Origin of the sequence: Paucibacter sp. PLA-PC-4, from assembly GCF_026241155.1 — a bacterium.
In the GTDB taxonomy this organism is placed as follows: Bacteria; Pseudomonadota; Gammaproteobacteria; order Burkholderiales; family Burkholderiaceae_C; genus Roseateles_E.
Genome location: NZ_JAPFGP010000001.1, coordinates 356,844 through 379,090 on the forward strand (window position 1 = coordinate 356,844; position 22,247 = coordinate 379,090).

The 22,247-nt window shown below is 67.1% G+C and carries 23 protein-coding genes and 1 riboswitch; of the genes, 13 read left to right on the top strand and 10 right to left on the bottom strand.

The window, feature by feature from the left end; genetic code table 11:
* The first annotated feature begins 2 nt into the window (after positions 1–2).
* The 3 genes from OOZ63_RS01760 to OOZ63_RS01770 all read left to right on the top strand — a co-directional run bounded on the left by OOZ63_RS01760 (position 3) and on the right by OOZ63_RS01770 (position 5,060).
* Positions 3–971: a DUF2157 domain-containing protein gene (locus OOZ63_RS01760; RefSeq protein WP_266003587.1), complete on the top strand. Its 969-nt coding sequence runs from the start codon at positions 3–5 to the stop codon at positions 969–971.
* Complete coding sequence (locus tag OOZ63_RS01765; protein ID WP_266003588.1) at positions 968–2,626, top strand: GDYXXLXY domain-containing protein; 1,659 nt, start codon at positions 968–970, stop codon at positions 2,624–2,626. The genes OOZ63_RS01760 and OOZ63_RS01765 overlap by 4 nt, the downstream gene beginning before the upstream one ends.
* A gap of 45 nt (positions 2,627–2,671) precedes the next feature.
* A riboswitch (cyclic di-GMP riboswitch) is annotated at positions 2,672–2,763 on the top strand.
* A 107-nt stretch (positions 2,764–2,870) separates the two neighbouring features.
* Positions 2,871–5,060 (top strand): putative bifunctional diguanylate cyclase/phosphodiesterase, encoded by a 2,190-nt coding sequence (locus OOZ63_RS01770; RefSeq protein WP_266003589.1) that lies wholly within the window; start codon positions 2,871–2,873, stop codon positions 5,058–5,060.
* Here the strand turns inward: OOZ63_RS01770 and OOZ63_RS01775 are convergent.
* The 4 genes from OOZ63_RS01775 to OOZ63_RS01790 form a co-directional block, all read right to left on the bottom strand.
* Complete coding sequence (locus OOZ63_RS01775) at positions 5,020–5,265, bottom strand: hypothetical protein (protein ID WP_266003590.1); 246 nt, start codon at positions 5,263–5,265, stop codon at positions 5,020–5,022. The genes OOZ63_RS01770 and OOZ63_RS01775 overlap by 41 nt on opposite strands.
* Positions 5,266–5,285: 20 nt before the next feature.
* A complete protein-coding gene (locus tag OOZ63_RS01780; RefSeq protein ID WP_266003591.1) occupies positions 5,286–5,687 on the bottom strand; it encodes a type II toxin-antitoxin system VapC family toxin in 402 nt (133 codons plus the stop codon).
* Positions 5,684–5,926, bottom strand: coding sequence for a type II toxin-antitoxin system VapB family antitoxin (locus OOZ63_RS01785; protein ID WP_266003592.1), 243 nt, complete (start codon positions 5,924–5,926; stop codon positions 5,684–5,686). The genes OOZ63_RS01780 and OOZ63_RS01785 overlap by 4 nt, the downstream gene beginning before the upstream one ends.
* Positions 5,927–6,010: 84 nt before the next feature.
* Entirely contained in the window at positions 6,011–7,171 is a 1,161-nt protein-coding gene (locus OOZ63_RS01790; protein ID WP_266003593.1) for a murein transglycosylase A, read from the bottom strand.
* Here OOZ63_RS01790 and OOZ63_RS01795 point away from each other — a divergent pair.
* On the top strand, positions 7,170–7,301 hold the full coding sequence (locus OOZ63_RS01795; RefSeq protein ID WP_266003594.1) for a hypothetical protein: 132 nt from the start codon (positions 7,170–7,172) through the stop codon (positions 7,299–7,301). The genes OOZ63_RS01790 and OOZ63_RS01795 overlap by 2 nt on opposite strands.
* On the opposite strand, the gene OOZ63_RS01800 is transcribed toward OOZ63_RS01795, so the two are convergent.
* Both OOZ63_RS01800 and apaG read right to left on the bottom strand, forming a co-directional pair.
* Entirely contained in the window at positions 7,298–9,310 is a 2,013-nt protein-coding gene (locus tag OOZ63_RS01800; protein WP_266003595.1) for a site-specific recombinase, read from the bottom strand. The two genes, OOZ63_RS01795 and OOZ63_RS01800, sit on opposite strands and share 4 nt — an antisense overlap.
* The gene (gene apaG / locus OOZ63_RS01805; RefSeq protein WP_266003596.1) at positions 9,310–9,684 is read right to left on the bottom strand and encodes a Co2+/Mg2+ efflux protein ApaG; all 375 of its coding nucleotides are present in this window, start codon (positions 9,682–9,684) and stop codon (positions 9,310–9,312) included. The genes OOZ63_RS01800 and apaG overlap by 1 nt, the downstream gene beginning before the upstream one ends.
* Positions 9,685–9,776: 92 nt before the next feature.
* Here apaG and OOZ63_RS01810 point away from each other — a divergent pair, with 92 nt between their 5' ends.
* Positions 9,777–10,547, top strand: a complete 771-nt coding sequence (locus OOZ63_RS01810) for a substrate-binding periplasmic protein (protein ID WP_266003597.1) — start codon at positions 9,777–9,779, stop codon at positions 10,545–10,547.
* Positions 10,544–11,152, top strand: coding sequence for a DNA-3-methyladenine glycosylase I (locus OOZ63_RS01815; protein WP_266003599.1), 609 nt, complete (start codon positions 10,544–10,546; stop codon positions 11,150–11,152). The genes OOZ63_RS01810 and OOZ63_RS01815 overlap by 4 nt, the downstream gene beginning before the upstream one ends.
* 12 nt (positions 11,153–11,164) lie before the next feature.
* Here the strand turns inward: OOZ63_RS01815 and OOZ63_RS01820 are convergent, their stop codons facing one another.
* Genes OOZ63_RS01820 through OOZ63_RS01830 form a run of 3 tightly spaced genes read right to left on the bottom strand, consistent with a single transcriptional unit; the run spans position 11,165 to position 13,545 of the window.
* The gene (locus tag OOZ63_RS01820; RefSeq protein ID WP_266003600.1) at positions 11,165–11,617 is read right to left on the bottom strand and encodes a fasciclin domain-containing protein; all 453 of its coding nucleotides are present in this window, start codon (positions 11,615–11,617) and stop codon (positions 11,165–11,167) included.
* 46 nt (positions 11,618–11,663) lie between these two features.
* Entirely contained in the window at positions 11,664–12,590 is a 927-nt protein-coding gene (locus OOZ63_RS01825) for a fasciclin domain-containing protein (protein WP_266003601.1), read from the bottom strand.
* The gene (locus OOZ63_RS01830) at positions 12,583–13,545 is read right to left on the bottom strand and encodes a fasciclin domain-containing protein (RefSeq protein ID WP_266003602.1); all 963 of its coding nucleotides are present in this window, start codon (positions 13,543–13,545) and stop codon (positions 12,583–12,585) included. Before OOZ63_RS01830 ends, OOZ63_RS01825 begins: the two co-directional genes overlap by 8 nt.
* A 151-nt stretch (positions 13,546–13,696) precedes the next feature.
* Here OOZ63_RS01830 and OOZ63_RS01835 point away from each other — a divergent pair, with 151 nt between their 5' ends.
* From OOZ63_RS01835 to OOZ63_RS01865, 7 genes are all read left to right on the top strand, one after another.
* Positions 13,697–14,302 carry a TetR/AcrR family transcriptional regulator gene (locus tag OOZ63_RS01835; protein ID WP_266003604.1) on the top strand — a complete coding sequence of 202 codons (606 nt, stop codon included), beginning with the start codon at positions 13,697–13,699 and terminating at the stop codon, positions 14,300–14,302.
* 33 nt (positions 14,303–14,335) lie between these two features.
* Positions 14,336–15,031: a ribulose-phosphate 3-epimerase gene (gene rpe, locus OOZ63_RS01840; RefSeq protein ID WP_266003605.1), complete on the top strand. Its 696-nt coding sequence runs from the start codon at positions 14,336–14,338 to the stop codon at positions 15,029–15,031.
* 11 nt (positions 15,032–15,042) lie between these two features.
* Positions 15,043–18,243: a winged helix-turn-helix domain-containing protein gene (locus tag OOZ63_RS01845; protein ID WP_266003606.1), complete on the top strand. Its 3,201-nt coding sequence runs from the start codon at positions 15,043–15,045 to the stop codon at positions 18,241–18,243.
* A gap of 31 nt (positions 18,244–18,274) precedes the next feature.
* Complete coding sequence (locus tag OOZ63_RS01850; protein WP_266003607.1) at positions 18,275–18,655, top strand: hypothetical protein; 381 nt, start codon at positions 18,275–18,277, stop codon at positions 18,653–18,655.
* Between the two features lie 267 nt (positions 18,656–18,922).
* Positions 18,923–19,201 (top strand): helix-turn-helix domain-containing protein, encoded by a 279-nt coding sequence (locus OOZ63_RS01855; RefSeq protein WP_266003608.1) that lies wholly within the window; start codon positions 18,923–18,925, stop codon positions 19,199–19,201.
* 150 nt (positions 19,202–19,351) lie between these two features.
* Positions 19,352–19,819, top strand: coding sequence for a low molecular weight protein-tyrosine-phosphatase (locus OOZ63_RS01860; RefSeq protein WP_266003609.1), 468 nt, complete (start codon positions 19,352–19,354; stop codon positions 19,817–19,819).
* 53 nt (positions 19,820–19,872) lie between these two features.
* A complete protein-coding gene (locus tag OOZ63_RS01865) occupies positions 19,873–21,327 on the top strand; it encodes a GGDEF domain-containing protein (protein WP_266003610.1) in 1,455 nt (484 codons plus the stop codon).
* On the opposite strand, the gene OOZ63_RS01870 is transcribed toward OOZ63_RS01865, so the two are convergent.
* Complete coding sequence (locus OOZ63_RS01870; RefSeq protein WP_416234673.1) at positions 21,328–22,245, bottom strand: pseudouridine-5'-phosphate glycosidase; 918 nt, start codon at positions 22,243–22,245, stop codon at positions 21,328–21,330.
* Positions 22,246–22,247: the final 2 nt, after the last annotated feature.

Below are 22,247 nucleotides of genomic sequence, written 5' to 3' on the forward strand. Positions count from 1 at the left end.
GCATGGATGTGCGAGCCCGGATTTTTGAACTGACTGCCCTGCACGGGCTTTCCTCCACCCAGGCCCTGCGTCTGCATCGTCTGGCGGGCCTCTTCGACGAGCCCGCCCTGCTGCAGCGCTGGCTGCCCCGCATCATCGCGGCGCTGGCGGCCGCGCTGGGCGGGCTTGGCCTGGTGATGTGGGTGGCGGCAAACTGGGCCGGCCTGGGCCGTTTCGAGCGCTTCGCGCTGCTGCAGGGGCTGATACTGCTGCTGTGCGTGGGCGCGGCGCTGCGACCGGCCGCGCGCGCGCCGCTGGCTCTGCTGGCTTTTGTGGCGACCGGCGCACTGTTCGCCTTCTTCGGCCAGACTTACCAGACCGGCGCCGATGCCTGGCAGCTGTTTGCGCTGTGGGCCGTGCTGGGCCTGCCGCTGGCTGCTGCGGTGCGCTCGGATCTGCTGTGGGCGCCCTGGGCCCTGGTGGTGCTGACCGGCATTTCGCTGTGGACCCAGACCCATACCGGGCGCAGCTGGCGGGTCCGGCCCGAGGATCTGGGCGTGCATCTGCTGGGCTTTGGCGCGATGCTGGCGCTCGGCGGCTGGCTGGGCCCGCCGCTGCGCCGCTTCACCGGCGCGGGGCTGTGGTCGCTGCGGATGGTGGCCTTTTTCGCGGTGATTGCGCTGAGTCTGAGTGCCGGCGTGGGCCTGTTCTATGAGCGCATCGCACCGCAATACGGTCTGGGCCTGTTCATCCTGGGCCTGGCGGCCGGCCTGCTGGCGACGCGACGCGGTTTCGATGTGTTCGCGCTCAGCGCGGTGGCGCTGGGCCTGAACGCCTTGCTGGTGCTCGGCCTAGCGCGGCTGCTGTTCTCCGGGGCGGGCGACCATGTGGGGAGCTTTCTGCTGGTGGCGCTGCTGGCTTCGGGCCTGCTGGCCGCGAGCGTTAGCGGCATCCTGCGCTTGTCCCGCCACTACAACGAGGAGCGGGCATGAGGGACGACATGCTGCTGAAGGCGGCCATCGCCGAAGGCCTGCTGCCCGACGACGCCCGGGCCCCCAGCACCGAGCACCGGCCCTGGCCGGTCGTGCTGCTGACCGCGCTGGGCGCTTGGATCGCCGCGATCCCGCTGATGGGCATGGTGTTCGCGCTGGTGGGCGGCTTGCTCGACAGCGGGGCCGGTAGCTATCTGGTCGGCGCGGCCATGCTGGCGGGCGCCTTGTCGCTGATGCGTCGGCCGGGCTTGCCACTGTTTGTCGAGCAGCTGGCGCTGCCGGCCCTGATGGTGGGGGCCGGCCTGCTGGGCTTTGCTCTGTTTCGTGATTTGCCGATGAGGATCGCGGCCCTGCTGCTGCTGGGCCTGGTGCTGGCCCTGGCGATCTGGCTGCAGCGGCCCTGGCTGCGGGTGCTGCTGGGCGCGGCGGCGGCGGCACTGCTAAGCGTTCAGCTGCTGCCCTCGCGCTGGTTCGATCTGCTCGGCGGCACGCTGTCGTTATGGCTGGCGCCGCATCTGCTGCTGCTTGTCTGGGCCGGCGCGCTCTGGATTCAGCAGCGCCATGTGCTGGACGGCGCTCGCGTGCGCTGGGCTGGGCTGATCGAGTCGCTGGCCAGTGGCTGGGTGCTGGTGGCGCTTGCCGGGCTGTGCTGGCTGGCTGGCATGACGTTTCTGGTGGGCGGTGTGCTGGGCACGTCGTCTGCGGGCGAGTTGGCGCTTGAGGTTGGGCGGGCGCTGTCGCCGTCGCAGCGCTGGTTGCCGCTGCTGATGCGCGCCGGCTCGCTAGGCTTTGCGCTGGCCGGGGCGCTGCTGCTGGCGCGGTGCTGGCCGTGCTGCCGCCGGCCATTGTTCCTCGTGCTGGCGGCGGTGCTGGCGGCGCTGGCCTGGCTGCTGCCCAGCCTGGGTGGTGCGCTGTTCGTGCTTGCCCAGCTGGCGGCCAGTCAGCGCTGGCGCCTGGCCGGCGCTGCGGCCGTGGCGGCGGCCTGGATTATCGGTAGTTTCTACTACCAGCTGCATTGGCCGTTGGGCCAGAAGGCCTTGATGCTGCTGGGCCTGGGCGCGCTGCTGGGGCTGTTGAGTTGGCTGGCACAGCGCCGGGCTTCGGCCCCGGCGCCCGCGCCATCAAGGCTGGCGGCCGCAGCCGGCCGCAGCCGCTGGGTGCTGCTCGGCGGAGCGGCAGCGGTGCTGCTGGTCGCCAACGGCGCGATTTGGCAGAAAGAGCGCCTGATCCGCGAGGGTCGGCCAGTCTTTGTGGCGCTTGCGCCGGTCGATCCGCGCTCGCTGATGCAGGGCGACTTCATGCGGCTGAACTTCGCGCTGCCTGCAGCCGTGGACACACCGCTGCTGCAGGATCTCGGCAGCCAGCGGCCACGGCTGGTAGCGCGGCAGGACGCAAGCGGCGTGGCCCAACTGCTGCGTCTGCACGCCAGCGACGCAGCGCTGGCCGAGGGCGAGCTCTTGCTGGAGCTGACGCCCAAGGACGGCCGCTGGGTGCTGGTCAGCGATGCCTGGTTCTTCGAAGAGGGCCGGGCGGCGGCCTTCGAGGCGGCGCGCTTCGGCGAGTTCCGGGTGCTGCCGGACGGCCGCGCCCTGCTGGTGGGCATGGCGGATCAGAATCTGCACTCTATTTCCGCTCAAGCGGGGCCCAAGCGTTAAATAAGCGCGCGCCCCGGTCGCCCTGAAGCCTTAGCATCTACCCACATTCGACAAAGGCACACCCGTCTGAAAAGCGGGGTCGCAAAGCCTCCGGCCTACCGTCCGCTTCCGCGGTCCAGGGCAGCGGGGTCGCCGCCCGGCAGCGTTACCGCGCTGCGTGCCTGGTTCGATCTCGCTCACCCGGCCCGCGCATGTTGCAGTACTTCCCCTCGCTCGTCCCCTCCAGGCTCCTCAGGAGCCGGCCATGATGCTGGTCAGCGGCGGCGCGGCCGCGCTGGCCTTGCTGGCCGGTGCGCACTGGCTACGCATGCGCCAGGTGGTGCGGCGGCTGCGGCGCGAGCACGGGCTGCAGCGCCACCAGGATCAGCGCTTCCAGGACTTCGCGACCGCCGCGTCCGACTGGTGGTTCTGGGAGCTCGACGCGCAGCTGCGCTTTACCTATGTCTCGCCGAACAGCGCCCATGTGACCGGCCGGGCCATCGAGTCGCTGCTGGGCCGGACCTCGCGCGAGTTGGTGCAGGCGCTGGCCTCCGAGGAGCAGCCGGCCTGGGACCAGCACCTGTCGGATCTGGAGCAGCACCGGCCCATCCATCAGTTCGAGTTCCAGCTGCCACAGGCCGATGGTTCGTTGCGCTGGATCAAAATCAGCGGACTGCCGGTCTTCGATGCGGATGGCGCCTTCTGCGGCTATCGCGGCACCGGCAATAACATCACCGCGCGCAAGCACAATGAGTTGGAGCTGCGCCTGGCGGCCATCGCCTTCGAGACGCAGGACGGCATGTTCGTCACCGGCGCCTCGGATGAGATGCTGCGCGTCAACCCGGCGTTCACCGAGATCACCGGTTATAGCGCTGCCGAGGCGCTGGGCCAGACGCCGCTGATGCTGGGCGCTGGCCGCCACGATGGTACCTTCGTCGCGGAGATCCGTACCCTGCTGCTGCGTAGCGGCCGCTGGCGCGGCGAGCTGATCAGCCGGCGCAAGGACGGCAGTACTTTTCCGATGGGCCTGACCCTGACCGCAGTGCGCGATGCCCAGGGCGAGGTCACCCATTGCGTGGGCCTGTTCAGCGATATCAGCGAGCGCAAGGCGGCGGCCGCCGAGATCGAGCGACTGGCGTTCTACGATCCGCTTACCGCGCTGCCGAACCGCCGTCTGCTGCTGGACCGGCTGCAGCAGGCCCTGGTCGCGGCCCAGCGCAGCGGCCGCTGCGGCGCGTTGCTGCTGCTCGATCTGGACAATTTCAAGACCCTCAACGACACCCGCGGCCATGACTGTGGCGATCTGCTGCTCCAGCAGGTGGCGCTGCGTCTGGCGCCCTGCCTGCGCAAGAGCGACACGGTGGCACGGCTGGGTGGTGACGAGTTCGTCGTGATTCTTGCCGAGCTCAATGGCGAGAAGCCCCTGGCGGCGGCTGAGGCCGAGGTCGTGGCCGGCAAGCTGATGGAAGCGCTGACTGAGCCTTACGAGCTCGGCCTGCATGAACACCATTGCACCGCCAGCATAGGCATCGCGCTGTTCGATGCGCTGGCGCAGGGCAGCGAGGACGTGATGAAGCAGGCCGATCTGGCCATGTACCAGAGCAAGGCGGCCGGCCGCAATGCGATCCGCTTCTTCGACCCGACGATGCAGAGCGCGGCCAGCGCCCGCGCCGAGCTCGATGCCGATATGCGCAAAGGCCTGCAGCGCGGCGAGTTCGAGCTTTTCTACCAGGCCCAGGTCGACGGCGCTGGCGCGGTGATTGGCGCCGAGGCATTGCTGCGCTGGCAGCACCCCAGGCGAGGCCTGGTGGCGCCGCTGGACTTCGTGCCAGCGGCCGAGCAGAGCGGGTTGATCGTGCCGCTGGGGCAGTGGGTACTGGACAGCGCCTGCCGGCAGTTGGTGGCCTGGGCGGCCGACCCTGCGCTAGCGCGTATGAGCCTGGCCATCAATGTCAGCGCCCGGCAGTTCCAGCAGCCCGACTTCGTCACCCAGGTGCAGCGCGCGCTGGCGCGCAGCGGTGCGCGCTCACAGCTGCTGAAGCTGGAGCTGACCGAGAGCCTACTGATGGACGATGTCGAAGGCATGATCGCGAAGATGAACGCGTTGCAGGCCTGCGGCGTCGGTATCTCGCTGGACGACTTCGGCGTCGGCTATTCCTCGCTGAGCTATCTAAAGCGCCTGCCGCTTGACCAGCTGAAGATCGACCAGAGCTTTGTGCGCAATGTGCTAACCGAGAAGCAGGATGCGGCGATCGTCAGCACTATCGTCGCACTTGCGCAGAGCCTGGGGCTGCAGGTGCTGGCCGAAGGCGTCGAGACCGAGGCGCAGCGCGACTTCCTGCTGGCCCAGGGCTGTCAGGCCCACCAGGGCTATCTGTTTAGCCGACCGGTGCCTCTGTGCGAATTCGAGCAGCTTACTCGGGCGCCGCACCCATCAGCTCAATCAGCTCCTTGAGGAATTCCAGCGCCTCCTCAGGCGCCGCGAAGTAGTACTCGCCGCCCAAGTCGGCGGCATCGCCGTTTGGACCGATATGCACGACCGCCCAGCCCTCGGCCCCGCCGCCGATCGCGCAGATGCCAAAGGCGCCGGGCGCCAGATCGCGGGCGGTGCCGGCGGTGACGAAGATGTCGCGGCCGAGATGGCAGTGGTAGCGTTTCAAGGGTGTGGCCGGGGTTGGGGCTAAGCGGCCAGGGCGCTGGCGATATCGGTTTGGGCGAAATCCTCGCCCTTGTAGAGCAGGGGCAGGCCGCGCCGTTTGGCCAAGGCGTAGCTGAAGAGGTCGCCGAAGTTCAGGCCGGCCGAGTGACCGCTGCCCTTGCCAAAGGTCACGAAGGCGGCATAGGCCGTGTCTGCCTCGGCGGCGTCGGGCGCCACCCATTCGAACATCGGCAGGCGCAGGAGGTCGTCCAGCAACAGCACCGCACGTTGCCCCCTGCGGCCCTGCACCACTAGTCGCGCTTCCACCACCGAGACGGTGCTGATCAAGGCTTTGTCGGCCTGCTGGATGACGTTGACGAAGGTCTCGCGCTCGGGCTCGCCGAAAACGATGGCCACCAAGGCCGAGGTGTCGACGACGATCACCTGGGCAGACCCTGCGCATCCCACTCGAGCGCGTCAAAGGCATCCGCTCGATCGGGGATGCGGTCCATCTGGGCCAGCAGGGCCGCCATGCGGCTGGCGGGCGAGGCAAGGGGGGCGCTGCGTTCCATCAGCAGCCGGTCCAGCGCCTGCTCCACCACCGCCGTCTTGGTCAGGCCGGTGGCCTTGGCAAGGCGTTCCACCTTGTCCACCACCACGGGATTGGCGATCTGAACTGCCATACTGTACTCCTGATTGTTGATATCAACATCATCAATATACATCGAGAGCGCAAGAGCAATGTGCTGCGGCCATGCTGTCGCGCATCAATCCCGCGGCCACAGTGCCCACAACCGCAGCGCCTGCTTCATGCGCCCGGCCTGGGCCTCGGCCTGCTCGCCCCAGCCCCAAAAATAGTCGGCCCGTACCGCACCGACGATGGCGCTGCCGGTGTCCTGCGCCATCACGAGGCGGCGCAGCGGCGTGTCGGACAGCGGCTCGCTACTGTCCAGCCAGACGGGGGTGCCGTAGGGGATGCTGGCGCGGTCCACCGCGATCGAGCGGCCTGGCGTCAGCGGTACGCCCTGGGCGCCGCGCGGCCCAAGCTCGGGGTCGGGCAGGGCCTCCTCGCGGAAGAATACATAGCGCGGGTTCTGCCACAGCAGCTCGTTCAGGCGGGCCGGATTGCGGCGTGCCCAATCCTTGATCGCCGGCCAGGAGGCCTGCTCGGCGCGCAGCTCGCCGCGCTCGATCAGCAGCTTGCCAAGCGACTGGTAGGGCAGGTCGTTGTGGCCGGCAAAGGCCAGCCGCGCCATGCGAAGGCGACCGTCGCTCTCTTGCACCCGTACCCTGCCCGAGCCCTGGATCTGCAGCACCAGCGCATCGAGAGGGTCCTCGATATAGAGCAGCTCCTGCGCTCGCAGGCGCTCGCGCTGCTCGTTGGCGATCTGCTGGCGGCTGAAGTAGGGGCGGCGCTGCTGCAGATCGGGCGGCGCCGCATGCAGCGGCACCCGGAAGCTGCCTTGCGGCCGGCGCGTGGCTTCGAGCAGCGGCTCGTAATAGCCGGTCGCCAGGCCCTGGGCTTGGCCGTCCAGGCTCTCGACTCGGTAGGGCTGCAGATGCTTCATCAACCACAGATGGGCCTCGACATCGTCGGCCGGCCGGTCGCGCAGCGCGCGCGCACACAAGCTGGTCCAGCCGGGGGCAGGTCTTACGCAGCCGCGCAGCAGGGCCGGCCAGAGCTCGCTGGCCCGGTCCTCGCCCCAGCCGGGCAGCTCGGACCAGCCGCTCGCCAGCCAGCGCGAGCGTTCGCGCATGAGCGTTGCGCGCTCCCGCTCCGGCGCCGCAGCGGGCGTGGTGGGGCTCGGCGCGGCTGCGGACGCAGGCGCGGGCGGCATGGGCGGCAGGGGTGTCGTGGAGCAGGCTGCCAGCGCGCCTAGAATCGCCGCCGCCAGTCCGGCACGCCAGGAGAGAGTGGATAAAGACATGGGATTGCTGTTGCTGGAGGCCCTGGGCGCGCTGGCCCTGCTGATATTCATTGTCTGGTGGACCATGTTCTCCGGTCGCAAGGGCGGCGAGCGACGCGACGCCGATCAGGACCGCGACCCCAAGCCCTAGTTGGCCTTGGGCGGCAGGAAGAAGCTTCGCGGCTGTGCCTTGAAGCGCCGCCATATCGCGCCGCTGACGCGGGCCCTGTCAGCCAGCATGATGCCGCGCGAGCGCAGTGCCACCTTGAAGGCCAGATAAAAGCTGACGCTGACATTGAGCGCGCCGGTCAGCGGCACGGCGGCCACGCACCACCAGAAGTCGGCCCGGTGCAGCACCTCCAGCCCCAGAGCGCCGGCGGCAGCTGCAATCTGGCCGGCCGACAGCGTGACGTGGCGCACCTCGATGGGGAGCGCGAAAAAGCCCAGCAGCGCCGGCACCAGACCGAGCATCATGCCCAGAGAGACATTGGCCGTCAGGCCTGAGATATTGCTGCGCCACCAGTCTGCCCAGCGCTTTGCACGCGCCTGACCGAGGCGGGCGACGATGCGTGGATTCCAGGCAATCGCGGCGTCGAGGCGGTAGAAAACAAACCAATTCTCCACCCAGCCAGCGATCAGGCTGCTGGCAAATAGCAGGGTGCCGGTCAGCGCAGCGAACAACAGCGTGGGTCCCAGCAAGGTCAGGTTGTGCAGCACATGCTCGGCGTCCTTGACACCGACCAGCGGCGCGCCGAAGCTGAGCCAACTCAGCAGTTGCACGCCCAGCACCATGGGCACGACCAGCGCCAGATTGCCAACGATGCCGGCGATCTGCGAGCGCAGCAGATGGGCGACCTCGTCGACAAAACGCGCTAGGCCCTCGTCCTGGTCGATATCTCTGAGCTTTTGCGCCATTGCCGGCGCGGTCATCGCCGGTTGCTTGGTGGCGACTGTCCAGTGCATCAGATGGATTGCGACGAAGCTGGCGGCATAGTTGGCACCGGCCCAGAAGCCGGCCCAGAAGGCTGACAGCGATAGTGCCCCGACCGCAAACTTGATGAAGGTGGTACCGGCGATCACTAGGCCGCCACCGGCGGCACGGCGCAGCATGTCGCGGTACTCGGCGGCGTTGCGAGTGATGTAATGCTCGCCGGTCTCGGCGCTGCGCTCGGCCACCTTGCGGGCCAGCATCGAATAGTGCCGCGCGAACAGGGTCCGCACGCTGCGCCGCGCATGGGTTACGCGCACCAGGTTGGCGACCAGCCGCGCCAGCTCGCGCTGCGGCTCGGGCGAGACGAGACAGTCCAGCAGTGTCTCGATGCGGCGCAGCCGCTCCAGCATCTGCTCGACCTCGAAGATGATGTCCACCGAGACGCCATAGCCTTCGAGATGGCGCGGAATGCTCTCGGCTGCCAGCCGGCAGCTGTCCAGCAACACGCGAAGGTATTGGAGCGCGGGCATCATCGCGGCGCGGTCGGCGCGCTGCAGTGCGTCGCTGAACTGCTCGGTGGCGCGGCCGAGTTGCGTGAAAGGCTTGTGGCTCAGTAGTTCGGGATCCATGCGCTGGCGCAGAGGGCCCGACAGGCCGGCTGCTGCAACGCCGCTGATCAGCACGGTCAACCCGCCCAACATTGGCTCGCGCCAAACATCGCCAGCCGGCACGGCCCGGCCGAATAGCGCCGCCAGTCGGCCTAGCAGTTCGTCGTCAAGCTCGGCCAACCACAGCGCATCTTCGGGCTCGGGGAACAGCAGGCCGAACAGCTCGCCGAGCTCTCGGGTGTCCACCGTGTCGGGCAGCACGCGCTGGCGCAGCCGGTGCAGCAACTCGCTCCACAAGGCCATGCGCGACGCAAAGCCGACGTCGGCGAACAGGCCCAGAGCCTGGATGTCGCGCCAGACGCTTCCAAGCACGCCAGCGAAAGCCTCGGCGTGGGCCGGGTTGCGCTCCAGCATATTGAGCAGATGCTTCAGGCGCAGCAGCGGCAAGGGGCGCTCGCTGCCGCCCTCCAGGCCCGCCTCGCCGTTGCGCTTGACCGGATGGCGCAGCCACTCCATCAGACGCACCAGCCAGAGATTTCGCGCCGCCAGCTCGGCCCGAGGGTCGGCCGCGTTCAGCAGGGCCGTCAGGTCCCAGGCCCGGTTCGCTCGCTTGAATCGCATCAATGCAGCGTGCTGGTGTCGGCCAGCATGAATTCGGGCACCTCGGTGTAGAACACCTCGGCGTCCTCAGTGACGCATAGAAAGCGGCCTCGCATGCTGCCTTGCGGCGTGGCGATCTGGGCCCAGGAGCTGTACTGGAACTTCTGCCCTGGGGCCAGCAGCGGCTGGTGCCCGACCACGGCCAGGCCGCTGACCTCCTGCACATGGCCGGCGGCATCGCTGATGTGCCAGTGGCGAGCCACCAACTGAGCCGTGACATCGCCGGTGTTCTCGATGCTGATCGTGTAGCTGAAGGCGTACTGGCCTTGTTCGGCCTCAGTCTGCTCGGGCAGGACTTGCACGACAACGCTGCAGGTGAATTGAGCTTGAGCCATGGTGACTATTCTATGGTTGCTGCGCTGCATCATGATGCCGGGCGGCTATGCTGAAGCCCTGGCCGACATTGGAAGCAGAGTCATAAACAGGGATGAGACACCCCGCGATCACACGACGGGCATGGCTGGCGGCGCTGGGCCTTGCGCCTTGGGCCGCCCTTGCACAGCCCGCGGTGCTGCGCACCGTGGCGCAAAGCGGCGCGCCCGTCAAGTATGCGCCCGGCGACAGTTCGCGGCCCGGTATCTGTGCCGAGGTGGTGGGCGCGGTTGAGCGCCTGGATACCGGCCTGCGCTTTGAGGGGCAGCGGCGGCTGACGCCGCTGCGGCGCATCGAGCGCATGCTGGCCCAGGGCGAAATCGATGTGTTCTTCTGCCTGCTCAATACGGCCGAGCGCGCCCGCCAATGGGACTATCTGCCGGTGCCGCTGTACCGTGTGAGGCATGTGGCGGTGCAGCGCCAAAACGATCCGACCACCTTGCGCGGCATTGCCGAGCTCAGGGGCGCGGGTATCGATAAGCCGGTGCTGGTGGCCCAGGGCTCGGTGCTTGCGCAGACACTGACGCAGGCCCGGGTACCCTTTAGCGACGCTGCGCGCTCCGACCAGGATGCGCTGCGCATGCTGATGCTAGGACGTTCGGACGTTGTCTACGGGCAAGACATGACCCTGCTGCCGCTGCTGAGTCTGCCCGAGTTTGCGGGGCGGCTGCGGGCGGCGCCGGTCGCATTTCATGAAGAAACACAGTTTGCGGTGGTGGCCAAGCACCTGCCGCCGGCCCTCACGCGGCGCCTGCTGCAGGCCTTGCAAACTCTGGAGCGCGAGGGCTTTCTGCGCGACTTGGCCGAACGTTATCGACACCCATGAATTCAAATCTGCATGTTCCCGCTGATGGCCGGCCCCGCTGCCGCTGGTGTGCCGCCGCTGCCGACTGGCCGCCCTATCTGCACTATCACGACACCGAATGGGGTTTCCCTGTCTCCGATGATCGGCGCCTGTTCGAGAAACTGTGTCTGGAAGGTTTCCAGTCGGGCCTGTCCTGGCGCACCATCCTTGCCAAACGCGAGGCCTTCCGCGCCGCATTCTCAGGCTTCGACGCCGAGCGAGTGGCGGCCTTCGATGCCGCCGACGTCGAGCGATTGCTGCAGGATGCCGGCATTGTTCGTCATCGCGGCAAGATCGAGGCGGTCATCAACAATGCGCAGCGCGTCATCGAACTGATCGCCGAGCAGGGCTCGCTGGGCGCTTATATCTGGCGCTTCGAGCCGGCAGGTGGTCATGAGAACCTGACGGAGTCGCCTGCATCTAAGGCTCTGTCCAAAGACCTGAAGAAGCGCGGCTGGAAGTTCGTCGGCCCCACCACCATGCATGCCTTCATGCAGTCGATGGGCCTGATTAACGACCATGCCCCGCAATGCGTGACGCATGCCGAGGTTGTGGCAGCGCGGCAGCGTTTCAAGCCGCCGCGCTGATCCCCACTGGGCTTACTTGGGCATGACGACGCTGTCGATCACATGGATCACGCCGTTGTCGGCGGCGATGTCGGTGGCGGTGACCTTGGCGCCATCGACCGTGACGCCTCCCATCGTGGCGATGGTCAGCTCGCTGCCTTGCACCGTCTTGACCTTGCCGGCCTTGACGTCCTTGGCCATCACCTTGCCGGGCACGACGTGGTAGGTAAGCACAGCGGTCAGCTTGGCCTTGTCCTTCAGCAAGGCGTCGAGGTCTGCCTTGGGCACCTTGGCAAAGGCCGCATCGGTCGGCGCGAACACGGTGAAGGGGCCGGGGCCCTTGAGTGTGTCGACGAGGCCGGCGGCCTGCAGCGCCGTGGCGAGAGTCTTGAAGTTGCCTGCCGCCACGGCGGTGTCGACGATGTCCTTGGCCTGCGCCGACAGCGCGAGCAGGGACAGGGCACTGATTGCAATGAACTTTTTCATCGGGTACTGCTTTCTTTGGGGTTGAGGGAAATGGGACGACCGACGCTCACAGCGTTGGCAGGATGACCTTGTCGATCACATGAATCACGCCATTGCTGGCCAGCACATCTGTAGCTGTGATCCTGGCCTTGCGGCCGTTGCGATCGGTGATGTCTAGATTGGCATCGACCGTGAAAGTGTTGCCCTGCACCGTCGTGATGGCCGGGCCGACCGGCACATCGGACTTCAGCACTCGGGCCGGCAGCACGTGGTAGGTCAGCACTTTGGTGAGGAGAGCTTTGTCCGCCAACAAGGCATCCTTGCTGATGCCTAGCTCGGTCAGCAGCGCGGCGAAGGCCGCGTTGGTCGGGGCGAACACGGTGAAGGGGCCGGTACCGCTCAGCGTGCCGACCAGGTCGGCGGCGACCACGGCCTCGACCAAAATGCTGAAATCGGGCAGTGCGCTAGCGGTCTGGACGATGGTCTTGTCAGCCGGCAGCAGCACTCGATCCAACACATGGACCACGCCGTTGCTGGCCTGGATGTCGGTGGCTGTGATGGTCGAGACGCGGTTGCGTCCATCGGTTACCCGGGTGGTACCGCCGTTGACCTCGATCTTGAAGATGCCGCCTTGCAGCGTGGTGATGGGCTTGCCGGCCGGAATGGCCGCGCGCTCGACCTTGGCCGGCAGCACATGGTAGGTCAGTACTGCGGTCAGCAGGGCTTTGTCGGCCAGCAGCTGGGCCTTGCTGACACCCAGTTCAGTCAGCAGCGCGGCGAAGGCGTCATTGGTCGGCGCGAACACGGTGAGGGAGCCCGGCGCGGACAACGTGGTGCCCAGATCCGCCGCGACCACTGCCTCGCTGAGGATGCTGAAGCGGGCGTCGCTGCGGGCGATGTCGACGACCGTCGGCGGGTGGTCATCACCGCCGCCGCAGGCGGCGAGCAGGCCGACCGAGGCCAGCAGGGCCAGGCGTTTGAACCAGTCAAGCATGGGAGTCTTCGTGGTGGTGGTTGATGAATGAGGTTCGGCGGGCGGGGACGCCTGGCGCGGCCGGCAGCAGCGGCGCGGCCAGCAGATGCAGCACCCCGTTGCTGGCCTGGCGATCGCTGCCCGGCAGCAGCGGCTGGGCGGTGTCGCCGCTGCCCACCAAGCCCAGCGGGCTGAACTCGATGTTCAGTCCCTGAGCGCTGTTCAACTGCCCGCCCCAGGGCAGCTCGTGGCTGAGCCAGCGCCCGCCAAGCAAGTGGTTGCGCAGCAGATGGCCAAGTCGCTCGGTGTCTTTCATGAAAGCGCGTCGGCGCAGACCTAGGCGACCCGCCAGTAACTTGAAGCCCTGATCGCTGGGTGCCAGCAGTGTGAAAGGTCCGTTGGCGCGCAGTACCGCATCCAGCCCGCAGCGATGCAGGGCCTCGGCCAGCTCACCGCGTGACGGAATTTGCTGCAGCAGCGCCAGCAGGCTCTGCGTTGGCGGCAGCAGTACGCGGTCGATGAGGTGCAAGCGCAGCGCCCCCCAGCGCAGATCGCCGGCCAGCAGCCGCGCGCGATGGCCCTGGGCATCGATCAGGCACGGGCCCAGAGCGTCGGCCTGCAGACGAAGTGCACCGCCGCCCAGGCTGGGTAGCGGGCGGGTCTGAAGCAGCGCGTCGCCGCTCAGCGATAGTGGTAGCAGGTGCTCCAGCAGCAGGGCGCGCAGCCGCTTAGGCTGCGCCATCAGCGCACCCATCGTCAGACCTTGCTCGGTCAGATGCTGCTGCACAGCGGCGTGGTCGGGCGCCAGCAGGGTTAGGCCTTGCCCATGGCTTAGCAGGCTGTCCAGCCCGGCGCTCTGCATGGCCGGCTGCAGCCAGCCCAAGTGCGCCGGTAGTGCGTTTCTCGTATCGGCGGACGCACTATTGGCAGGCATCAGGCCGGGCTGGTGCAAGGCAGGGCAAAGCCAGTTGAGCATCGGGTCCTCGCTTCCTTGAGCTGGGTATGACGAGGTACGGAATTTGAACTGATCAGTTCATATTGTCAACTGTATGGTTTTTAATGATACCGAGCGGTATCTATTTGATCGATCGGTTCTCAAATGTTACGACGGGCCCTAGAATCGGGATATGGCAAAAGTTTCATTCCGCGAACAGGTCCTGCAGGCTCGTGAGGACGCCATCGTCGATGCGGTCAACCGCTTGCTGGCCGAGAAGGGCTTCGACCTGATGACGGTGGACGAGGTGGTGGCCGATGTGGGCATCGCCAAAGCTAGCCTCTACAAGCATTTCAGTTCCAAGGAGGAGCTGGCGGCTGCCGCGATGGTGCGGGTGCTGGAGCGGGCGCTGGCCGAGTTGGCGCGATTGCGCGAGCAGCCGGGCTCGGCGCTGGACAAGCTCAAGGCCGTGGCTCGATGGACCATGCAGGTGCAGTTGGCGGGCGAAATGCCCTCGCTGCCGGCGCAGAACTCCAGCCTGCGCGCGGCGCTGACGGGGCACAAGCTTTATATGGACCGGCTGCTGACCCTGAGCGACGAGCTCGGCGAGTGGATTGGTGCAGCCCAGGCCGATGGCAGCTTGCGCCCGGATCTGCCGCCCGAGATTGTGCTCTACACTTTGTTTGCCCGTGCCTGCGATCCGGTGCTCGCCCTGCTGAAGGCCGGCGGTCAGCACAGTGACGCGCAAATCATCGAGATGCTGCTGACCACCTGCTTTGGCGGGCTGGCGGGCTCCTAAAATCGGGGCTCACTTCCAGCTTCGCGCCCGATCATGAGCACCTCACGCCGCCCCTCTCCGCTGATTTCCCCCAGCATCCTCTCTGCCGATTTTGCCCGCCTGGGCGATGAGGTGCGTGCGGTGCTGGCAGCCGGTGCCGACTGGATCCATTTCGACGTGATGGACAACCATTACGTGCCCAATCTGACCTTCGGGCCCATGGTCTGCGAGGCGCTCAAAAAGCATGCCGTCAAGCCCGATGGCACGCCCGCGCCCATCGATGTGCACCTGATGGTACAGCCGGTCGACAGCCTGGCTCAGGCATTTGTGCGCGCCGGCGCCGATCTGGTGAGTTTTCACCCCGAGGCCAGCGCCCATGTGGATCGCACCCTGCAGCTGATCAAGGCTGAGGGTGCTCAGGCTGGCCTGGTGTTCAATCCGGGCACTCCGCTTGATGTGCTGGAGTGGGTGATTGACAAGGTCGATCTGGTGCTGATCATGAGCGTCAACCCGGGTTTCGGCGGACAGAGCTTCATCCCAAGCGCGCTGAAGAAGCTTGAGGCGGCCCGCAGGATCATTGAGCACAGCGGCCGAGACATCCGGCTGGAGATCGACGGCGGCGTCAAGGTTGACAACATCCGCCAGATTGCCGATGCCGGCGCCGACACCTTTGTGGCCGGCTCTGCGATCTTCGGCAAGCCCGATTACAAGGCGGTTATCGACGCGATGCGCGCAGAACTGGCGCGCTGACCAGCGGCGCAATGCGCTTCGTCCTCGGCGACTGGGCGATCGATCCGGCCAGCAATGGCCTGAGCCGGGGCGCAGAGCGGCGCCAGATCGAGCCGCGGGCGATGCAGGTGCTGGTGGCGCTGTGCGAGCAGCCCGGCCGTGTGTTCAGCGCCGAGCAACTGCTGCAACAATGCTGGCCCGAGCAGCCCCTGGGCGACAACCCGGTGCACAAGACCGTGGCCCAGTTGCGCCGTGCGCTGGATGACAGCGCCACCGAGCCGCGCTATATCGAGACGCTGCGCAAGCGTGGCTACCGCGTGCTGGCCGCGGTAGTGGCCCGCCATGGCCCCGCGCTCCAGGCCCGGGAGGGCGGCTGGCGCGACGGCTCCCCGTTTCGCGGCCTGCAGGCTTTTGATGCGCCCCATGCCGAGGTCTTCTTCGGCCGCGAGCGCGTCCTGCAAGAATTGTTGCTCAGCGTGAGCGCCCGCTGGCGCGGGAAGCGTGCCTTCACGCTGCTGCTGGGGCCTAGCGGCTCGGGCAAGACCTCGCTGGTGCAGGCCGGCCTGTTCCCGGCGTTGCAGGGCCTGTCCAGCACGGGGCTGGACCTCGGCGATATCGGCGGGCATGCGCCGCTTGCCGCGCTGGCGGCCGCACTGCTGGACTGGGAGGTCGATGGGCGCGGCGTCTTCCCCGGCGCCAGTGCCGACAGCCTGGCACTGAGCTTGGCCCAGACGCCACAGGCCGTGCTTGCCGAAATTGCCGCGGCGCGCGGCGGGCGCGACGCGGCGCTCTTGCTCTTCGTCGACCGGTTGGAGGCGCTGTTCGTCGCGCACCAACTCGATGCCGCCCGTGTTGGCGAATTGCTGGCCGCCCTGCAGGCCCTGGCCGACTGCGGCGATGTCATCGTGATCGCGGCCTGCCGCAACGATTTCTATCCGCGCCTGTCAGAGTACAGCCTGCTGATGCGGGATAAGCAGCTGGGCGCGCATTTCGACTTGGGCCCGCCCAGCCGGGCCGAGATCGCCCAGATGATCCGCCTGCCGGCACGCGCCGCCGCGCTGAGCTTCGGCATCGATCCAGGCACCCGGGCGCGTCTCGACGATCAGCTCTGCGACGACGCGGCTCACAGCCCGGACGCGCTGCCGTTGCTCCAGTACACGCTGGAGGAGCTGTACCGGCTGCGCAGCCCGCATGGCGAGCTGAGCTTCGCCGCCTACCGCGAGCTCGGCGGGCTGGAGGGCGCGATCGGCCTGCGCGCCGAGGCCGTGATCAAGAGCCTGCTGCCTATTCAGCAACAGGCCCTGCCTCAGGTGCTGGCGCTGCAGATCAGCCTGTCGGCCGAGGAGGCTCGTGCAACCAGCCGGCGCGCGCTGTGGGACGAGTTGGGTGGCGCTGCCGAGCGCGAGCTGGTCCAGGCACTGGTCGATGCGCGGCTGCTGGTCAGCGATCTGATCGAGCAGCGAGCCGGTTTTCGCGTCGCACATGAGGCCATCCTGCGACGCTGGCCGCGGGTCACCGAATGGATAGCCGAGCACCAGCAGGCCCTGCAGCTGCGCAGCCGGCTTCGACAGCTGGTGGCGCGCTGGCAGGCCGAGGGACGGGCCGCCGAGTACCTGCTGCCCAAGGGCAAGCAGCTGACCGATGCGCTGGCGCTGCTGGGGCACCGCGAGTTCGCGATCAGCCCGTCCGAGCGCGACTATGTGCAGGCCTCGCGCCGCCGTGCCGCGCGCGGCGAGCATCTTCGCCTGGCGGCTGTGCTGGGTCTGGTCTTGCTGACTCTGCTCAGCGGCACGCTGGCCTGGCGGGCCGATCGCGCCGAGCAGCTGGCGCGCCAGCGCAGCGAGCAAGCCGATGACTTGCTGGGCTATATGCTCGGTGAATTCGCCGACAAGCTCCGCCCGGTTGGCCGGCTTGAACTGCTCGACAGCGTCGGCGCGCAGGCCCTGAAGCACCTGGCCGAAGGCGACCGTCCGACCGAACCGCAGGCCCTGCTGCAGCGCGCCAAGGCGCTGACCGTGATCGGCGAGGTGCGGGTCTCCAAGCGCGAGCTCGAAGCGGCGATAGAACCGCTGCAGCAGGCGCGCCGGCTGCTCGATGCGGCCACGCCCGATGCCGCGCTGCTGCCGCAGTGGCGCAAGGCCCAGGGCGCGGCCGATTTCTGGCTGGGCCATGCTTTCTATGTGCAGCGCCAGTTTGACGCCGCCCGGGTCGCCTGGCAGGCCTATCGAGAGCACAGCGCCCAATGGTTGGCCGAGGCGCCCGGCCACGCCGAACCCCTGATCGAGCTGTCTTATGCCGAGAACAGCCTGGGCTCGGTGATGCTGGACAGCGGCGATCTGCCCGGCGCGGCGCGGCAGTTCCGCGCCTCGATCGAGCTCAAGCAGCAGGCGATGCGACTGCGCCCCGATGACCTGGGCCTGAAGGCCTGGTGGGCCAACAGCTTGACCTGGCTGGGCACGACCTTGCTGTGGCAGGGCGAGTTCGAGGCAGCGAGGCGCCTGTTCGAGCAGGGGCTGCAGGGCATTGCACAGGCGCGTGCGCAGGCCCCGTCGGATCTGGAGTGGTTGGACAGTGAAGCGGTGGCTCAAACCTGGATCGGTCAAGCCTGGCAAAAGCTCGGGCAGCGTGATCGGGCGGCGGCGGCCTTCGGCCGGGCCAAGGCCTCGTTTGACCAATTGCTGGCTCAGGAGAGCGATAACCGTAAATGGCGGCTGGGACTGGCCCGTGTCGAGGTGTTGGAGATTGAGACGCAGGTACCCGGGCGCAGCGTGGCGCGACTGCGCGAGCTGCTGGCGCAGCTGCAGCGGTTCAACAGCGGCGCCAGCGCGGCCGCGACGCTGCGCCGCCTGCCCCAGCGCGCCCAGACCACGCTGGTGCTGGGCCGCGAACTGCGCGCCCAGGGCGAAGACGCCGAGGCCCTTGAGCTGCTGACGGGCCTGCTGCCCAACCTGAGCGATGCGCTGCGGACACAGCCCGATGACCTGCGCTTGCATGCCGAACGCGCCAAGGTTCGTATGGCCGTTGCGGATCTGCATTTACGAGCGCGCGCCGCGACGGCTGCGCGCGCGCAATGTGAAACAGTGCTGGCCGAACTGGACCGATTGCGGCCCTTGCTGCGGGTTCATTTCGATATTACGGAAACCTGGGTCCAGGCATATTCCTGCCTGGAGCGGAAAAGCCAGGTCGGCGCCGAGCAGCAATGGTTGAACGAGCGTCGCGATCCCCGCTCCTGATTCATTCAAAGCCAGTTGAAAAGGGATAGCCATGTCCACCAGTACTTACTATGTCAAAGCCTCGATAGACGCCAGCGGTAACTACGCCGAGTGCAGTTATTTCACCGACCCGGCCTGTACCCAAGTGGCTGCGCAGCCTTTGCGCATCCCACAAAGCGCCGGGGTTTGCAATTTTGTGCAGGCAGCCGCCTCGCCGCTGGTGCTGGTCGGCTCGGTCTTCAAGACCCTGGGTCATGCACCGACGCTCAACAGCCATAACTTCACGCCGGCCAATGACGAGCACATTGTCGCGGTGGGCATGCCTACCAGCGAGATCGTCACCAAGGGCGTGGTGCTGATGTTCTCCAGCCCCGGTGAGGTCACCTGCCTGTATCCCAGCAGCGACCCCGAGGTCAAGAATGACGACCAGTGAGCCGGCGCTGCACATCTGAGACCGACCTGAGACCAAGCTGAGACTGCCGCCGCGGCTGGACACGCCGACAATTCACGGACTTGTGTCGCCGCAAGCCTCTCAAAAGCAAGGGACTTTTCCTTCGTTTCTTTGTTTGAGGGGTCCCGGAAGGTTTCCGGAAGCTTGTTCGAGCCCGGGCTGCCTAGAGTCCGCGGCGTCGTGGAGATCTGCGGCGCAGCGGCGGGACGTCCGATCGACCCGCCCTCATCATCACAAGAGGGTCCGAGCATGCAGCAAGACACAGAACGCGCCGGTCGTCCGGTGCCGACCACCGGACGAGTATTCTTGGTCTCAGAAATACTCAAGGATCTGCGCAGCGAGAAATTGCAGAGCCAGGAGGAAATGGCATTTTCCTGCAGCGACCGGAAAATACGGGTCTCGATCGCTTCGATCAAGCGTGCTGAAACCGGTAAGCCGGTGATTTACCGGGTGGCCCGCGAGCTGGCGCGGTATTTTGATGTGCCGGTCCAGAAACTGATACGCGTTGAGCGCAGTGGCACCGCCTGATACTGATACCAAGGTGATACTGGCAGGCCGGTCGCAACCCACCAAACTTGGCTTCGCTCAGGGACTGCGGAAAATCGACCAAGCATTGGCCTTGAACAGGTGACAAGGCCGGTACGCCGGGCCGCAGCGGCGTCTCCTATCATGGCGGTGATGAACAACATCCTGCTGGTGTGTACCGCCAATATTTGCCGCTCGCCAATGGCCGAGGCTGTCTTGAAGGCGCACGGCCTTTATGCGCTGGTGCAATCGGCCGGTATGCGCGCAGGGCCGCGAGGCGAGCCGGTCGATGCCCGCGCCGCCCGCGTGCTCTTGCAGCGCGGCTACGAACTGGGCAAGAAATGGCGCTCGCGGCGTGTCCAGGCCGAGGACTTTGCCCGCTTCGATCTTGTGCTGGCGATGGACCACGACAATCTGCGTGATCTGCGGCTGCTCTGCCCAGCCCAGCAGCAGGACAAGCTGCATCTGTTCATGGATTTTGTGCCCGGCCATGCCGGGCGTGAGGTGCCCGACCCCTATTTCGGCAGCATCCAGGGCTTTGAGCATGTGTTGAGCCTGGTGGAGTTGGGTGCGTCGGGATTGCGCGAAGCTCTGCAGAGCGGGCGTGTCTCGGCGCTGTGACAGACCGGGTCGGCGCGCTACTCAATTGTGCGCTGCAGCGCTAAGCTGCGGCTATGCAGATACGCACCAAGCTCGCCCTTCATCTGGTGGTGCAGGTTGTCCTGGTGGCGCTGATGGTGGCGGCACTGCTGCATCTGGCCTCGGCCTACCGGGCGCTTGAACAGGCCCAGTCGCGGCGCTTCGAGGGCCATCAACTGGCCGCCGAGCTGTATCAGAACTCCAACGAGCTGAGCCTGATGGCGCGTCTGTTCGTACTGCAGCAGCGGCCGCGCTATGCCCAGTTCTACGCCGACATTGTGCGCATGCGCGAGGGTCAGGTACCTCGCCCGCTGGACTATGACGCGGCGTTCTGGGATCTGCGTCTGGCCGATGCACAAGCCGCCGACGGCCCCGGCCGGATGGCCTCGGCGCCGGAGCGCCTGCTCGCAGCCGGTTTCACCTCGAGCGAACTGGGCTTGCTCGAAGAGGCCCGGCAACGCTCCGAGGCACTGATGACACTGGAGCGTCAGGCCATGGGTCTGGTCGAGAAGCGCCCGGGCTTCGCGCCGCGACCAGAGGACTGGCGCCAGGCCCTGGATCTGCTGCACGGTGAGGCCTATCTGCGCGCCAAGGCCGAGGTCGCGGCGCCGCTGCGGCGCCTGACCCAGAGCCTGGCCCAGCGGCTGGAACACGAGCGGGGGCAGGCGCAGCGCAGTGTCCAACAGGCCTCCTATATGGCCGCCGCCATCCTGATGGTGCTGACCCTGCACGCGCTGTGGTCGGCGCACCGGTTCGACCGCTCGGTGCGCCAGCCACTAGCGGCATTGCGAGCCTGGGCCCAGTCGGTGCGCTCGGGCCGCCATGGCAGCCGCACGCGGTTGCCGGTGGACACCGAGTTCGGCGAACTTTCGGCCGTGATCGACGAGATGGCCGATGCGGTGGAGCACAGCCTGGCCGAACTGCGCGAGGAGGTGCAGCGCCGTACCCGCGCCGAGGAGGTTGTTCAGCATCTGGCCAACCATGACGCGCTGACCGGTCTGCCATCGCTGCGCCTGCTGCACGACCGGCTGGAGCGGGCGCTGGCACGGGCCCAGCGCGAAGATGAGGGTGTGGCGGTGCTGTTCATCGATCTGAACGGCTTCAAGCCGGTCAATGACCAGTATGGCCATGAGTCGGGCGATATGGTGCTGAAGGTGGTCGGCCAGCGCCTGGTCGGAGCGGTGCGCGATGCCGACACGGTGGGCCGCATCGGCGGTGATGAGTTCCTGGTCATCCTGCCCGATGTCGGCAACCATGAGGCCGCCGCCCAGGTGCGCGACAAGCTAGACGCTCTGCTGCGCCAGCCCATCTATCTGCCGACCCACAAGCTGGTGGTTCAGATCTCGGCAGCCATCGGCATCGCCTGTTTTCCCGACATGGCCAAGGATTCCGCCAGTTTGCTGCGCCTGGCCGACGAGGACATGTACAAGCACAAGGCCGCCAGCGGGGCGGGGCGCCCGCCACCGGCCCCGCCGATCAAGGTGGGTTGATCAGGCTACCAGGGCCACTGCAAGGCGTGCACCGGCCACGGCGTTGTGCTTGACCAGCGCGATATTGGTGGCCAGGCTGCGGCCTTCGGTCAGCGCCTTGATGCGGGCCAGCAGATAGGGGGTTACGGCCTTGCCTGCAATGCCTTGCGCGGCCGCCTCGGCTAGGGCCTGCGCGGTGATGCGCTCGATCTCTGCGCGCTCCATCGCCTGCTCGGCCGGCACCGGGTTGGCGATCACGACGCCGCCGGCCAGGCCCAGAGCCCATTTCGTCCGCAGGAAACGCGCTTGGTCGGCCGCCGCGTCGATGCGGAAGTCGGCCTTGAAACCGCTGTCGGGCGTGTAGAAGGCTGCGAAATTGTCCTGGCCTATCGCGATCACCGGCACGCCATGGGTTTCTAGGTACTCCAGCGTCAAGCCGATGTCGAGGATGGACTTGGCACCGGCGCAGACCACGGCCACCGAGGTCTGGGCCAGCTCCTGCAGGTCGGCCGAGATGTCGAAGGAGATCTCGGCGCCCCGGTGCACGCCGCCGATGCCGCCGGTCACGAAGACCTGGATGCCGGCCAGCGCCGCGCAGATCATCGTCGCGGCCACGGTCGTCGCGCCTATCTTGCCACTGGCAAGCACATAGGGCAGGTCACGTCGGCTGACCTTCAGTGCCTCAGGCGATTGGCCCAGTAACTCCAGCTCCGCCTCGGACAGGCCGATGCGGATCTTGCCGTCGAGGACTGCGATGGTGGCCGGCACGGCACCACCGTTGCGAATGATCTGCTCAACATCGCGGGCCGTCTGCACATTCTGCGGGTAGGGCATGCCGTGCGAAATGATGGTGGACTCCAGCGCAACGATGGGGGTGCCGGCGGCGCGGGCGGCGGCTACTTCGGCCGAGTATTCGATGAAGGTGTGCAGAGTGCTCATGG

Coding starts and splice junctions, on each gene's coding strand:
- OOZ63_RS01760 (WP_266003587.1), top strand. CDS start 3: ATGGATGTGCGAGCCCGGATTTTTGAACTGACTGCCCTGCACGGGCTT.
- OOZ63_RS01765 (WP_266003588.1), top strand. CDS start 968: ATGAGGGACGACATGCTGCTGAAGGCGGCCATCGCCGAAGGCCTGCTG.
- OOZ63_RS01770 (WP_266003589.1), top strand. CDS start 2,871: ATGATGCTGGTCAGCGGCGGCGCGGCCGCGCTGGCCTTGCTGGCCGGT.
- OOZ63_RS01785 (WP_266003592.1), bottom strand. CDS start 5,926: ATGGCAGTTCAGATCGCCAATCCCGTGGTGGTGGACAAGGTGGAACGC.
- OOZ63_RS01795 (WP_266003594.1), top strand. CDS start 7,170: ATGGGATTGCTGTTGCTGGAGGCCCTGGGCGCGCTGGCCCTGCTGATA.
- OOZ63_RS01790 (WP_266003593.1), bottom strand. CDS start 7,171: ATGTCTTTATCCACTCTCTCCTGGCGTGCCGGACTGGCGGCGGCGATT.
- OOZ63_RS01800 (WP_266003595.1), bottom strand. CDS start 9,310: ATGCGATTCAAGCGAGCGAACCGGGCCTGGGACCTGACGGCCCTGCTG.
- apaG (WP_266003596.1), bottom strand. CDS start 9,684: ATGGCTCAAGCTCAATTCACCTGCAGCGTTGTCGTGCAAGTCCTGCCC.
- OOZ63_RS01810 (WP_266003597.1), top strand. CDS start 9,777: ATGAGACACCCCGCGATCACACGACGGGCATGGCTGGCGGCGCTGGGC.
- OOZ63_RS01815 (WP_266003599.1), top strand. CDS start 10,544: ATGAATTCAAATCTGCATGTTCCCGCTGATGGCCGGCCCCGCTGCCGC.
- OOZ63_RS01820 (WP_266003600.1), bottom strand. CDS start 11,617: ATGAAAAAGTTCATTGCAATCAGTGCCCTGTCCCTGCTCGCGCTGTCG.
- OOZ63_RS01825 (WP_266003601.1), bottom strand. CDS start 12,590: ATGCTTGACTGGTTCAAACGCCTGGCCCTGCTGGCCTCGGTCGGCCTG.
- OOZ63_RS01830 (WP_266003602.1), bottom strand. CDS start 13,545: ATGCTCAACTGGCTTTGCCCTGCCTTGCACCAGCCCGGCCTGATGCCT.
- OOZ63_RS01835 (WP_266003604.1), top strand. CDS start 13,697: ATGGCAAAAGTTTCATTCCGCGAACAGGTCCTGCAGGCTCGTGAGGAC.
- rpe (WP_266003605.1), top strand. CDS start 14,336: ATGAGCACCTCACGCCGCCCCTCTCCGCTGATTTCCCCCAGCATCCTC.
- OOZ63_RS01845 (WP_266003606.1), top strand. CDS start 15,043: ATGCGCTTCGTCCTCGGCGACTGGGCGATCGATCCGGCCAGCAATGGC.
- OOZ63_RS01850 (WP_266003607.1), top strand. CDS start 18,275: ATGTCCACCAGTACTTACTATGTCAAAGCCTCGATAGACGCCAGCGGT.
- OOZ63_RS01855 (WP_266003608.1), top strand. CDS start 18,923: ATGCAGCAAGACACAGAACGCGCCGGTCGTCCGGTGCCGACCACCGGA.
- OOZ63_RS01860 (WP_266003609.1), top strand. CDS start 19,352: ATGAACAACATCCTGCTGGTGTGTACCGCCAATATTTGCCGCTCGCCA.
- OOZ63_RS01865 (WP_266003610.1), top strand. CDS start 19,873: ATGCAGATACGCACCAAGCTCGCCCTTCATCTGGTGGTGCAGGTTGTC.
- OOZ63_RS01870 (WP_416234673.1), bottom strand. CDS start 22,245: ATGAGCACTCTGCACACCTTCATCGAATACTCGGCCGAAGTAGCCGCC.